We start from the raw sequence: 13,478 nt of genomic DNA on the forward strand, positions 1-13,478 counted from the left end.
CGCGCGGCCGGGGTTTGGCACACTTGGGGTTTTCAGACCACGTCCCGGAGAGCCGTTCGTATGTACGTCTTCCTGCCCAGCACCATCCCCGCCCTGGCCCGACTGTTGGAGGAGGGGCGGCTGGAGGGTGCTCCGCTGACCGCCTTCACGGCCGATCCCGGGCCGGGGGAGGACGTGGAGGAGGTCGAGTACGAGGCGATGTACGCCGCCGCGGAGGAGTCCCTGACGCTGTTGGCCTCCGACTCCGACGCACCCCGCCGCAGGGTGGTGTTGGCCGCGAACGTGCCCGATCACGTGGTCGAGTACGAGGGCGGGGCGGAAGAGGGTGTGGCCAGGGTGAGGGTCGCCGGAGCGATCCCCCTCAAGAGGCTGCTCTCGGCGCACGTGGACGACGTCGCCGCGGCCGGGGACGTCGCCGAGGCCGCACAGGACCCGACCTCCGGGGCCGTGGAGGAGCACGCGTTGATGTGGTTCGCGGTGCAGGAACTGCGCCACCTCGTCCAGGAGGGCGGGGGGTGAGTCCGACCCGGCGGACGTCGTCGGACGGCTCCGCGCCACCGCACGGGAGCGGGGTCGTGACCGATGCCCGACGGCGGTCCCGCCCCCGCCGGGCCATACGGCAAGATGGAGTCGTCCTTGACCGGTCCGTCTTGCGAGGAGTTCGCCATCAGCCGCCTGGTGCTATGGAACATCGACCTCACCCTCCTCGACGTGGGGCAGGTGACGAGGGCCGCCTACGCCGAGGCCTTCGAGAAGGTCACCGGTGAACCGCTGGTCTACCTGACCTCGGCGGCCGGCCGTACCGACTCGGAGATGTTCTTCGAGTTCTGCGCCCGTAACTACGTCGACCTCGACCCGGACACGAGTGTCCTGGGCGAGTTCCTCGACGCGTTGGAGGAGTCCTTCGGCAAACGCTCCGACGAACTGCTCTCCAAGGGCCACGTGATGCCGGGGGCCGCGGCCTCGCTGGCGGCGGTGGCCTCCATGCCCGACACGGTCCAGACCGTGGTCAGCGGCAGCACCCGTGCCAACGCCACGACCAAACTGGTCGCCTTCGGACTGGACGCCTACTTCGACCTGGACATCGGCGGGTTCGGTTCGGTCAGCTACCCCAAGTCCAGCCTCATCCAGTCCATCCGACTGCACGCCGCGGGCGAGGGCGGACGACCCTACACCGAGGAGGAGACGGTGTTCGTCACCGACTCCGTACCCGACGTGCGCGCCGCGACGATCGGCGGCGCGGCGCCGATCGGGGTGCTCAACGGCTCGGCGACCGAGGGGCAACTACGCGACGCCGGCGCCGCGATCGTCCTGCCCGACCTGACCGACCCGCGCGCGGTGATGACCGCGGTCCACCAGGCGACCCAGGGGGCGGCCCGATAACGACATGTTCGTCCCGTTCGGGGGGTAGGGGTTGTCCGTGTACGCCACTGATGACCCAAGCAACCCATTTCTCACAGTACGCAACATGCATGTAACGGTGTTGGCCCTGCCCTCGCACCTGAAAGGCAGTAGCCTGGTCAGCGGGCCGGGGAGGGACAACGAGGTCCCCACGCTCCGGTCCTCCAACGCCTGTGCGCACAGGCCCGAACCCGACAACCAGCCGTCCCGGGTGCTTCTCCGCCCGGGAAGTTCACACGTCAGCACAAGAGTTCACAGGTCACAGGCCAGGTGTTCTGCCGGCACTCATGCGACGTTGCTCACAAAGGAGTGAGAGATCCCTATGTCCGGGCAATCCGACGTCCACCTTCGCAAACTGCTCAGTGACGCGGCCGCCGAATGGTCCCCGAAGGGGGACATCAGCCCCGAAGAGGCCGACGCGGTCCGGAATTTCCTCCCCGTCTACTACCGCCACACCGACCCCGAGGAGATCAACGGCCGTTCCCCGGAGCAGATCTGCGGCGCGGCCCAGGCCCACCACGCCTTCGGCGCCCAGCGTTCCCTCGGAAGGGCCAAGGTCCGCGCCTACACCCCCGACGCCGAACGGGAGGGTCGGGAGCAGCCGACCAGCGTCGTGGAGATCGTCACCGACAACGCGCCCTTCCTCGTCTCCTCCGTCACGATGGCGCTCGTCGACCTCGGTATCGGCGTCCGGCTCGTCATCCACCCCCAGATGACCGTCGGCCGTGACCTGGAGGGAAGGCTGCGGCAGATGGACCCCGAGGGCGGTGACGAGAAACTGCTCCCCGTCGAGGAGTCCTGGATCCGCGTCGAGATCGACCCGCAGAGCGCCCCCGAACGCTTCGCCGAGATCACCACCCGACTGGAGGGCGTCCTGGACGACGTGCGCTACGTGGACGAGGACGCCGACAAGATGCGCGACCGGGCCGTCCGGATCGCCGACGAGCTGGTCGCCGACCCCGACCGTCTGGTGGCGGGGGGAGTGGACCCGCGCGAGATCGACGAGAGCGTCGACTTCCTGCGTTGGACCGCGGAGAACAACTTCACCCTCATGGGTTACCGCGAGTACTCCCTGGTCAAGAACGAGGACGGCGACGACTTCCTGCGCCCCGACCCGGGCTCGGGCCTGGGCATCCTGCGCATGGACTCCTCCACCTCCAACGGCTCGGCCGCCCTGCCCCCCGAGATCCGGGCCAAGGCGCGTGAGCCCTACGTCCTGGTGTTGACCAAGGCCAACTCCCGCTCCACCGTCCACCGTCCCAAGTACCTGGACTACGTGGGCGTCAAGAAGTTCGACGCCCAGGGCAACATCGTCGGAGAGCGCCGTTTCCTCGGTCTGTACACCTCCCAGGCCAACACCACCAGCATCTCCCGGATCCCCATCATGCGCCGCAAGCAGGCCGAGGTGCTGGCACTGGCCGGCTTCGAGGCCGACAGCTACGACGGCCGGGACCTCATCGAACTGCTGGAGACCTTCCCGCGCGAAGAGCTTCTCCAGATCCCCGTGGGCGAGCTGTACAACATCGTGCGCGGCGTCCTGCGTCTGCGCGAGCGGCGCGGCACCAAGCTGTTCATGCGCCGCGACCCCTACGGCGGCCGGTACATGTCGTGTTTCGTGTACATGCCGCGCGACCAGTACAGCACCCGCGTCCGCCTGGACATCCAGCGTGTCCTGGCCGAGGCCTTCCACGGCGCCACGATGGACCACAACGTCCTGATCGGATCGGCTCCTCTGGCCCGCCTGTACCTGGTGGCCCGTGCCCGTCATGGGCAGACCCTGGCCGACATCGACCAGGTCGCACTGGAGGAGAAGGTCCGGCAGGCGGCCCGTTCCTGGAGCGTGGACTTCGAGGAGGCCCTCACCGAGGCCTTCGGCCCGGCGCGCGCCACAGAACTCAAGGACCGCTACGCCGGCGGACTGACCGAGACCTACAAGGTCGACAACACACCCGCCACCGCGATCTCCGACATCGCCGAGCTGGAAGGGCTCATCGCCCGCACCGACCCCGAAAAGCTGCACGGCGAGTCCTCCGCGGTCCTGTACCAGGCCGAGGGGGACGAGCCCGGCTGCCACCGATTCCGCCTCTACCGGATCGGCGAGCCCATCACGCTCTCCCGCGTCATGCCCGTCCTGGAGAACCTGGGCGTGGAGGTCGTCGACGAGTGGCCCTACGACATCACCGTGCGTGACGTGGGCCGAGTGTGGATCTACGACTTCGGTCTCGGCAGGATCGCCGAGGCCGGCCTGGCGCCCGAGCGTCTCAAGACCTTGTTCGAGGAGACCTTCGACGCCTCCTGGCGCGACCTGGCCGAGAGCGACCGTTTCAACGCCCTGGTCGTGCGCGCCGGGCTCGACTGGCGCCAGCTCACCGTGCTCCGTGCCTACGCCAAGTACCTGCGCCAGGCCGGTTCCACCTTCACCCCCGACTACCTGGCCGACGTACTGGCCGCCAACGTCGGTATCGCCAACCTGCTGGTGGAACTGTTCGAGGTCCGCTTCGACCCGGACCAGCCGGACGAGGGGCGTGCCGAGCGCATCGACGCGCTGACCCGCAAGGTCGAGTCCGAACTGGAGTCCGTGGCCAGCCTGGACCATGACCGCATCCTGCGCTCCTTCCTGGCCGCCATCGGCGCCACCCTGCGGACCAACTACTACCAGGGCCGTCCCTACCTGGTGTTCAAGCTCGACCCGCAGCGGATCCCGGACATGCCGCAGCCGTGCCCGAAGCTGGAGATGTACGTGTACTCCCCGCGTGTGGAGGGCGTGCACCTGCGCTTCGGCAGGGTCGCGCGCGGCGGACTGCGCTGGTCCGACCGCCTGGAGGACTTCCGCACCGAGGTCCTCGGTCTGGTCAAGGCGCAGATGGTGAAGAACTCCGTCATCGTCCCGAACGGGGCCAAGGGCGGCTTCGTGTGCAAGAGGCTGCCACAGAACGGCACCCGTGAGGAGGTGATGGCCGAGGTCGTGTCCTGCTACAAGCAGTTCATCAGCGGTCTGCTCGACGTCACCGACAACCTCGTGGACGACCGTGTCGTGCACCCCGAGCGCACGGTCCTGCACGACGGCGAGGACTCCTACATGGTGGTGGCCGCGGACAAGGGCACCGCGACCTTCTCCGACATCGCCAACTCCATCTCCATCGAGCGCGGTTTCTGGCTGGGCGACGCCTTCGCCTCCGGTGGATCGGTCGGCTACGACCACAAGGGCATGGGCATCACCGCGCGAGGCGCCTGGGAGTCGGTGCGCTACCACTTCCGCGAGATGGGCGTGAACGTGCAAGAGGAGCCGTTCACCGTCGTCGGCATCGGGGACATGTCCGGGGACGTGTTCGGCAACGGGATGCTGAGGTCCCAGAAGATCCGGTTGGTGGCCGCCTTCGACCACCGACACGTCTTCTTGGACCCCGACCCCGACCCGCACACCTCCTGGGTCGAGCGCAAGCGGCTGTTCGAGCTGCCCCGCAGCACGTGGGAGGACTACGACCCGAAGCTGATCTCCGAGGGCGGTGGCGTGCATCCGCGTACGGCCAAGTCCGTGCCGATCACACCGCAGGTGCGCGCGGCACTGGGGTTGGCCGACGACGTGGAGCACCTCACCCCCGACCAGTTGATCCGCGCCGTGCTCAGCGCACCGGTGGACCTGCTGTGGAACGGCGGGATCGGCACCTACGTCAAGGCCGACGCCGAGACGCACGCCGAGGTGGGCGACAAGGCCAACGACCAGGTGCGGGTGAACGCCCGCGAACTGCGCGCCAAGGTGATCGGTGAGGGCGGGAACCTGGGCATGACCCAGCGGGCCCGTATCGAGTACGCGCGAGAGGGAGGCCGGCTCAACGCCGACTTCATCGACAACTCCGCCGGTGTCGACACCTCCGACCACGAGGTCAACATCAAGATCATGCTGGACCACCAGGTCCGGTCGGGGGAGTTGGACAAGGACGAGCGGGACCGGCTGTTCATCGACATGACGGACGAGGTCGCCGAGCTGGTCCTGGGCACCAACTACGCGCAGAACACCGTGCTGGCCGCCGCGCGCAAGCAGGACGACCAGATGCTGCACGTCCACAGCCGGTACATGCGGTACCTGGAGCGGGCCGGCGTCCTCGACCGGGAGCAGGAGAACCTGCCCTCCGACAAGGCGGTCGCGGAACGTCGCACCACGGGTCAGGGTCTGACGAGTCCGGAGTTCGCGACACTGCTGTCGTACACCAAGATCGATCTCAAGGAGAAGATCAGCCTGTCCGACCTGGCGGACGACCCCTACCTGGCGGACACGCTGACCGAGTACTTCCCCACGCCGCTGCGTTCGGAGCGCTTCGCCAAGGCCGTGGCCTCCCACCCGCTGCGCAAGGAGATCATCGTCAACCAGGTCGTCAACCGGATGGTGAACCGCTCGGGGGTGACCTTCGCCTTCCGGCTCAACGAGGAGCTGAGCTCCAGCGCCGCCGACATCACCCGTGCCTACCTGGTGGCCCAGGACGTCCTCCGACTGCAACAGTTCTGGGAGAGGGTGGAGGAGCTCGACCACCGGATCTCGGTGGACAGTCAGCTCGTCCTGCTGCTGGAGACGCGCAAGCTCGCGGAACGCGCCTCCCGGTGGTTGCTGCGCAACAGGACGTTCCCCTTCGACATCAGCAGCGAGATCGGCTACTTCGCCGAAGGAGTGGGGGAGATCCTGCCCGGGCTCGTCGAACTGTTGCGGGGGCGGGACAAGGAGGCCTTCGTCGAGCGCCGCGACCGCTACAGGTCGATGGGCGTACCGACCGACCTGGCCGAGCAGGTCGCCGTGATGGTGCCCGCCTACTCCACCCTGGACCTGGTGGAGATCGCCCAGCGCACGGAACGCCCCGTGGAGAAGGTCGCCGAGCTGTACTTCGAGCTGGCCGACCGGCTCAACATCAGCTGGTGGCGTGAGCGGATCATCGACCTGCCGCGTGACGACCGTTGGAGCACCACGGCACGGGCCTCCCTGCGCGACGACCTGTACGCCGCGCACGCCGACCTGACGGCGCGGGTACTGGAGAGCGGTCCGGAGAAGGACCCCGCGGAGCTGATCGCGGCGTGGATGGAGCGGAACCGGGAGCAGGTGGAGCGCGCCGGGATCACCCTGTCGGAGATCCAGGAGCACGAGCGCTTCGACCTGGCCACGCTGTCCGTGGCCCTGCGGTCCTTCCGCAGCCTGGTCGACTGACCCTCGCCGACCCACGGTGACACGACGGGCTCCGCGCTTGGGCGCGGGGCCCGTTCCGCCTGGTGGGAGGCGGGCGTCCCGTCGTGGGCGGCGCCGCGCCCCGGTGCTCTTCGGCCGGGCGATGCGTCCGCGTCCTGGGCCCTACACTGGGTCCGTGGCAGAACTGGACCCAGCAGAGAAGATCAAGGACCTCGCGGCGACTCTGGCGAGCGTCACCGCCGTGTTGGACCTGGAGGCCATGCACACCCAGATCGCCGAACTGCGCGAGCAGTCGGCCGATCCGGAGTTGTGGGCCGACCAGGACAACGCCCAGCAGGTGACACGTCGGCTCTCCACTCTGGAGTCCATGGTCAACAAGATCACAGGCATAGAACAGCGGCTCGAGGACCTGGAGGTCCTCTACGAGCTGGCCTCGGCGGAGGACGACGCCGACACGCGGGCGGAGGCCGATCGCGAACTGGAGCAGTTGCGCAAGGAGATCGGTGAACTGGAGGTCCGCACCCTCCTCAACGGCCCCTACGACGAGCGCGAGGCCATCGTCACGATCAACTCCCAGGCGGGTGGCGTGGACGCCGCCGACTGGGCGCAGATGCTCCAGCGCATGTACCTGCGCTGGGCGGAACGACGGGGCTACCCCACGGAGATCTACGAGACCTCCTACGCGGAGGAGGCGGGCATCAAGTCCACGTCCTTCGCGGTCAAGACCCCCTTCGCCTACGGAACCCTGCGTGGTGAGCACGGCACGCACCGCCTGGTGCGCATCTCGCCGTTCGACAACCAGAACAGACGCCAGACCTCCTTCGCCGGCGTGGACGTGGTCCCGGTGGTCGAGAAGAGCGACCACATCGACATCGACGACAGCGAACTGCGTGTGGACGTGTACCGCTCCAGCGGTCCCGGCGGTCAGGGCGTCAACACCACCGACTCGGCGGTGCGCATCACCCACCTGCCCACCGGCATCGTGGTCTCCTGTCAGAACGAGCGGTCGCAGTTGCAGAACAGGGCCACGGCGATGTCGATGCTCCAGGCCAAGCTGCTCGCGCGTAAGCAGGAGGAGGAGCAGGCCGCCCTGGACGAGATCCGTGGTGACTCGGCCAGTAGTTGGGGCACGCAGATGCGCAACTACGTGCTGCACCCCTACCAGAGCGTCAAGGACGTGCGCACCGGAGTCGAGACCGGTAACACCTCGGGCGTCCTGGACGGGGAGATCGACGAGTTCATCGACGCCGAGATCCGCTGGATGCGCAGCCGCGAGCGCTCCGATGCCGGCTGAGGGCGCACCCCACCACGGGAAGGGCACGCCCCGTGGCTCCACGGGCGCCCCAGGTGATTGTGTTGGGGCGCGTGCGATGGTTGTATCCCAATGGTGATGCTTGCGACTCCGCAGTTTTACCGAAACCGATATATGTGAAAGTTATCGTTGGTTGACACCTCCGATATGCTCGGGGCTGCTGTCCGATGGTGGCACCTTCAGGGCGTGACGAGACCTGGACAATCCGGGCCGCTCCCCCCTCTAAACTGTCGGTTGGCCCCACGGCCGTTACGATCCCGCGCGGAGAGCCCTCCACGGCGGATGCCCACACCTTCGAGAACCTTGTGATGCTCCTGTGATCCACTTCGAAAACGTCACCAAGGTCTACCCGACCCAGAACCGCCCCGCGCTCGACGGCGTTTCCATTGACGTAGACAAGGGTGAGTTCGTCTTCCTCGTCGGCCCGTCCGGCTCGGGGAAATCGACCTTCCTTCGTCTGGTGCTCAAGGAGGAGAAGCCCAACAAGGGACGCGTCCACGTCGCGGGCAAGGACCTGGCGCGTCTGTCGAACTGGAAGGTCCCGCACCTGCGACGCCGCATCGGCTGTGTCTTCCAGGACTTCCGGCTGCTGCCGAACAAGAACGTCTTCGAGAACGTCGCCTTCGCGCTGGAGGTCATCGGCAAACCCCGCCGTTTCATCCGCAAGGTCGTTCCCGAGGTCGTCGAACTCGTCGGCCTGGAGGGCAAGGCCGCGCGGATGCCCAACGAACTCTCCGGTGGTGAGCAGCAGCGCGTCGCGATCGCCCGTGCCTTCGTCAACCGCCCGCAGATCCTGCTGGCCGACGAGCCCACCGGGAACATCGACCCCGCGACCTCCATCGGCATCATGAAGGTGCTGGACCGCATCAACCGCACGGGTACCACGGTCGTCATGGCGACACATGATGCCGCCATCGTCGACTCGATGCGCAAGCGCGTGATCGAACTCGAAGAGGGCCTGGTAGTGCGCGACCAGACGCGCGGCGTCTACGGCCAGGCGTACTGACCTCCTTGCCGCGAGGACCGGCGCGGCAAAGCCCCGAAGGATGGACCTTTAACAGATCATGCGAGCACAATTCGTTCTCTCCGAGACGTGGATCGGCCTTCGTCGCAACCTGACGATGACCATCGCGGTCATCACGACGGTGGCCATCTCACTGACCTTGTTCGGCGCCGGTCTACTGGTCAACCAGCAGGTCTCCGAGATGCGCAACTACTGGGACGAGCGGATCACGCTCACCATCTACATGTGCAACGAGATCTCTCCGACCCAGACCTGTCAGGAGAACGGCCCGGCCGACGCCGACGACCGCCAGGAACTCGAGGACACCCTGAACGGTCTCGACCAGGTCGCCGACTACAACTACCTCACCGCGGCCGAGGCATGGCAGGACTTCCAGGACCGGCTCGGTTCCTCCAACGAGGCACTGGCCAACGCCGCGCAGGAAGGTGACATCCCGGACAACTACCGGGTCCAGCTCACCGACCCCAGCTACTACGACACCGTGCGCAACGCGGTCGAGGGCTCCCCGGGCGTCGACACGGTCTCCGACGACCAGCGTGTGCTCGAACAGTTCTTCGGTCTCCTGGACGGCCTGCGCGCGGCCGCACTGGTGCTGGCCGGCGTACAGTTGGCCGCCGCCGCGCTGCTGATCGGCAACACCATCCGACTGTCGGCCTACAGCCGCCGCAGGGAGACCGGCATCATGCGGTTGGTCGGTGCGTCGAACTTCTACATCCAGCTCCCCTTCCTTCTGGAGGGCGCGGTCGCGGGCCTCGTCGGTGGCCTGATCGCCTCCGGGTTCATCGTGGCCACCAGGTTCACGCTGCTCACCCAGATCGAGGACTGGTTCCAGTTCGACGTGGCACTGGGCACGGGCGCGCTGCTGTACGTCATCGGAGTCTCGGTGATCCTCGGTGTGCTGCTGTGCACCATCACCTCGTTCCTCACCCTGCGTCGCTACCTCAAGATCTGACGGGGTCGCCAGGGCGGGAGGACTCGTTCACCGGGGGGCCTCGTGCCCCCCGGACGTATGAAGGGACACACCTGTGGCACGGGAAACCGGGCGCAAGCTCATCGCGCGGAATCGACGGGCCCGGCACGACTACCACATCGACGAGACCTACGAGGCGGGTCTGGTCCTGACCGGTACCGAGGTCAAGTCGCTCAGACAGGGTAGGGCCTCGCTCGTGGACGGCTTCGCGCACATCAGCGATGGCGAGGTGTGGCTGGAGAACGTGCACATCCCGGAATACTCCCAAGGCACCTGGACAAACCACGCAGCCCGGCGATCGCGTAAGCTACTCCTGCACCGCGAGCAGATCTCCCGGCTGATCGGTAAGACCCGAGAGCCCGGCCGCACGCTCGTCCCTCTGTCGCTGTACTTCAGTGACGGTCGGGCCAAGGTCGAGATCGCTCTGGCCCGCGGTAAGCGTGAGTACGACAAGCGCCACGACATCGCCGAGCGCGAAGCGAAGCGGGACATGGAACGCGCGCTCCGCCGTCGCCGATGAGGCGCCCGAAAGGAACACACACGGTGTCCCCCCGTCCCCTCGGCCGGATCACGGCCGCCGGCAGCGGCCTGCTCCTGGCCGCGACCTTGGCCGCGTGCACGCCGCACCCCAGCCCGGAAGTGGCGGTCAGGTCCTTCCTGCTCGCCTGGCAGGACGGGGAGCACGCGGAAGCCGCCACCTACACCGACGGCGACCCCGAGCAGGTGGCGACCGCGCTCACCGACATGCGCGAACAGCTCGACCTGGCCTCCCTGCGGTTCGAACTCGGAAGGATCGACCGTGATGGCGACTCCGCCGAAGCCGAGTTCGGTGTGCACGCCGACCTGGGCATCGGTGACCCGACCTGGAGTTACACCGGTCGTATGCCCCTGGAGTGGGGCTCCGAGGGCTGGCGGATCTCCTGGTCGGCGAGCGTTCTGCATCCCGAACTGAGCGAGGACGAGCGGCTCGCGGTCAGCTACCAGAGCCAGGAGCGCGGCCAGATCCTCGACCGTGAGGGCGAGCCGTTGGTCACCGCCGACAAGGTGACGGCCTTCGGCGTGTACCCGGCGGAGATGGAGGACAAGGAGGCCGGGGTCACCCAGCTGGCCGAACTCCTCGACGAGGACCCCGACCCGCTGTTGAACCGGGTGCGTTCGGCGCCGCCCGAGCAGTTCCAGCCGCTCGTCCTCATGCGGGACTCCAGTGTGGACGGGAATCTGCTGGACGAGGTCCGCGGGATCTCCGGTGCGGACACGCAGGAGGTCGAGGTGAACTTGACCCCCGCGGTGGCGCCCTTCCTGCTGGGCGAGGTCGCGGGCACCTCCGAGCACAGGGTCTCCTCCCGGGTCCCGGGCGCCTATCAGGCCGGTGACACGGTCGGACTGAACGGACTACAGAACATCTTCCAGCACGAGCTGGCGGGTTCGGGTACCACCCAGGTGGTCTCCCTGGACGAGTCGGGCGAGATCACCGACGTCCTGGAGTCCTGGGAGGGCGATCGCAGCGGAGTCATCGACACGACGCTGGACACCGGTGTGCAGCGCGCCGCCGAACAGGCGCTGAGCCTACTGCCCGACGACGGCTATCTGGTGGCTGTGGACAGCGCCACCGGCGAGATTCTGGCCGCGGCGAGCGCCTCTGACAGCACCGCCGACGACGGTGCCCTCACCGGCTCCTACGCGCCGGGCGGGACCTTCACCATGGTGTCGGCCCTGGCCGCTCTGGAATCGGGCGAGGTCGACCCCGACAGCACGGTGCCCTGCGGTTACTCGACCGAGGTCGGCGGCCGGACCTTCGTCAACCCGAGTGGCGGCTTCCTGTCGGGTGAGCCCGATCTGGCCCGCAACATCGCCTTCAGCTGCAACGTCGGGTTCGTGGACCTGGGGTCGAAGGTGGGACCCGAGGCCATCACCGACGCGGCCACGCGGCTCGGGATCGGCGCCGAATGGCAGCTTCCGGTTCCCTCGGGGACCGGCGAGGTCGCCATCGGCGGCGACGACGAGGACGTGGCCTCCGCCATGATCGGTGAGCACGGTGTCCGGGTGAGCCCGTTGTCGATGGCGTTGGCCGTCGCGGCGATCGAGAGCGGCACCTGGCACGCGCCGACCCTGGTGAGCGGTGAGGGCTCCGACCCCCAGGGCGGAGCGGCGCTGGAGGAGGACCACCTGGAAGTGGTCCGACAGGGTCTGCGCGACGCGGTGACGAACCGGATGTCCCACCTGAGCCTCGTGGGGGGAGAGGTGCACGGGCAGGCGGCCAGGGTCGAGCAGGACGACACCTCCCTGCACTGGTTCGTCGGTTACCGGGACGGGGTGGCCTTCGCCGTGTTGGCCGAGGTGGAACCGGACATGACCCTGTGGTCGCAGTACGCGGTCGACGCGGCGAGTTCCTTCCTGACCTCGATGGTCAACGGTCTTCCCGTCGAGGAGACCGCTCCCACGGGAGTGCCCGAGGCACCCGATCCCCAGGCCTCGGCCGACGAGGTCGACCTGACCGAGGGCGGGGGGACGGGTACCGAGGAGACCGGCCGGTAGTCCGCGGGTTGAGGGGATCGGTCACCGTTCCCTCCGGAGAAGGCAAAGAACCCGCCCTCGGGCAACCACCCGGGGGCGGGTTCGCGTCTTCCCCTATGCCTGGCCCGCGACAGGGGGTAGCGGACCAGCGTGAGGGACAGGACCTCATCTCGGGGGAGATCCTGTCGTTTCCCAAGGTCGGCCCGACCCTGCCGACCGCCCCCGCGGGACGCGTCGACCGCCTCTTGCGTCCGCGCCCGCGGGGGTTTCTCCCCCTCCAGGCCACACGGATCCGTTTCCGTCACCCGGGAATGAGCTTGGCCCCCGAACTGTTCAAGAGGTAGAGTGACGAACGCGCGAGCGTTCGCCGCTCGCATGTCGGTCGCCCCGCCCCGGTGGGGAGGACCGTGAAAATTCCACAGGGGGTGATCGGTTTCGACTTCGGTAGTCGTTCCAGGGGAAGCGGGTCGAGGGTTGCGTTTGTGACCTCGTTAATCCTGCATTCGCATAAACACAAGTGCCAATTCCAAGCGCACTGAGTTCGCTCTCGCTGCCTAAGCGATAGCGTCTCTGTCGGCCTGGGCTCGTCATCGGCCCAGATCCCGGCATCGTTCAGATGACTCACCGCTCAGATCAGGCCACGGGGCCTGAGCGGGACATTCACGTGGCTGGGCCTGTCAGCGATGTGTTCGTGCAAGCGCTGAGGTCGAGGAGAACGACAGCACGAATCTGCACCCGGAGAAGCCCTGGCTCGGTGCCGAAGGACGCGGGTTCGATTCCCGCCACCTCCACTCGAACAACGGACGCCCCTGTCCGGGAGACCGCCGGTCTCCCGGACAGGGGCGTCCGTTCGTTTCCGTCCGCCTTCGTGCCCGGCCCGGCGTCCCCATCCGAGCCGCCGACGCGCCTCACGTCCTCCCCCGACCGCCTTCGGGCGCCTCTTCGCGTACCGCCGGGTGCGAGGGGAGAGGGAGCGGCGGGCGCCGTCGCACGTGGCCGAGGCGGGCGCCGCCGCGCGCGGTCGACGCGGGCCCTGCGGTGTCCGACCGGTGCGGGGGCCGGCCCCTCGCGGGGCCTCCGGCCGGTC

The 13,478-nt window shown here is 67.9% G+C and carries 8 protein-coding genes and 1 other RNA gene; all 9 read left to right on the forward strand.

The features are described from left to right. Window positions 1-60: 60 nt before the first annotated feature. The 9 genes from PFX91_RS11760 to ssrA all read left to right on the forward strand — a co-directional run bounded on the left by PFX91_RS11760 (window position 61) and on the right by ssrA (window position 13,185). Window positions 61-519, forward strand: coding sequence for a DUF6912 family protein (locus PFX91_RS11760; RefSeq protein WP_285731528.1), 459 nt, complete (start codon window positions 61-63; stop codon window positions 517-519). A 105-nt stretch (window positions 520-624) separates the two neighbouring features. Further along, window positions 625-1,383: an HAD family hydrolase gene (locus tag PFX91_RS11765; RefSeq protein ID WP_285731529.1), complete on the forward strand. Its 759-nt coding sequence runs from the start codon at window positions 625-627 to the stop codon at window positions 1,381-1,383. A gap of 340 nt (window positions 1,384-1,723) precedes the next feature. Continuing rightward, the gene (locus tag PFX91_RS11770; protein ID WP_285731530.1) at window positions 1,724-6,592 is read left to right on the forward strand and encodes an NAD-glutamate dehydrogenase; all 4,869 of its coding nucleotides are present in this window, start codon (window positions 1,724-1,726) and stop codon (window positions 6,590-6,592) included. Window positions 6,593-6,746: 154 nt separating this feature from the next. Continuing rightward, complete coding sequence (gene prfB / locus PFX91_RS11775) at window positions 6,747-7,865, forward strand: peptide chain release factor 2 (protein WP_285731531.1); 1,119 nt, start codon at window positions 6,747-6,749, stop codon at window positions 7,863-7,865. 334 nt (window positions 7,866-8,199) lie between these two features. Beyond that, a complete protein-coding gene (ftsE, locus tag PFX91_RS11780) occupies window positions 8,200-8,889 on the forward strand; it encodes a cell division ATP-binding protein FtsE (RefSeq protein WP_285731532.1) in 690 nt (229 codons plus the stop codon). 58 nt (window positions 8,890-8,947) lie between these two features. Further along, window positions 8,948-9,859: a permease-like cell division protein FtsX gene (gene ftsX / locus PFX91_RS11785; RefSeq protein WP_285731533.1), complete on the forward strand. Its 912-nt coding sequence runs from the start codon at window positions 8,948-8,950 to the stop codon at window positions 9,857-9,859. Window positions 9,860-9,932: 73 nt separating this feature from the next. Then, window positions 9,933-10,397 (forward strand): SsrA-binding protein SmpB, encoded by a 465-nt coding sequence (gene smpB, locus PFX91_RS11790; protein WP_285731534.1) that lies wholly within the window; start codon window positions 9,933-9,935, stop codon window positions 10,395-10,397. A gap of 23 nt (window positions 10,398-10,420) precedes the next feature. Next, complete coding sequence (locus PFX91_RS11795; protein ID WP_285731535.1) at window positions 10,421-12,412, forward strand: penicillin-binding transpeptidase domain-containing protein; 1,992 nt, start codon at window positions 10,421-10,423, stop codon at window positions 12,410-12,412. Window positions 12,413-12,812: 400 nt separating this feature from the next. Next, window positions 12,813-13,185: a transfer-messenger RNA gene (ssrA, locus tag PFX91_RS11800) on the forward strand. Window positions 13,186-13,478: the final 293 nt, after the last annotated feature.

Origin of the sequence: Nocardiopsis sp. ATB16-24, assembly GCF_030271535.1 — a bacterium.
In the GTDB taxonomy this organism is placed as follows: Bacteria; Actinomycetota; Actinomycetes; order Streptosporangiales; family Streptosporangiaceae; genus Nocardiopsis.

Bases quoted from the DNA above. Each gene is read 5' to 3' on its own strand.
- PFX91_RS11760 (WP_285731528.1), top strand. From the start codon at position 61: ATGTACGTCTTCCTGCCCAGCACCATCCCCGCCCTGGCCCGACTGTTG.
- ftsX (WP_285731533.1), top strand. From the start codon at position 8,948: ATGCGAGCACAATTCGTTCTCTCCGAGACGTGGATCGGCCTTCGTCGC.
- PFX91_RS11770 (WP_285731530.1), top strand. From the start codon at position 1,724: ATGTCCGGGCAATCCGACGTCCACCTTCGCAAACTGCTCAGTGACGCG.
- PFX91_RS11765 (WP_285731529.1), top strand. From the start codon at position 625: ATGGAGTCGTCCTTGACCGGTCCGTCTTGCGAGGAGTTCGCCATCAGC.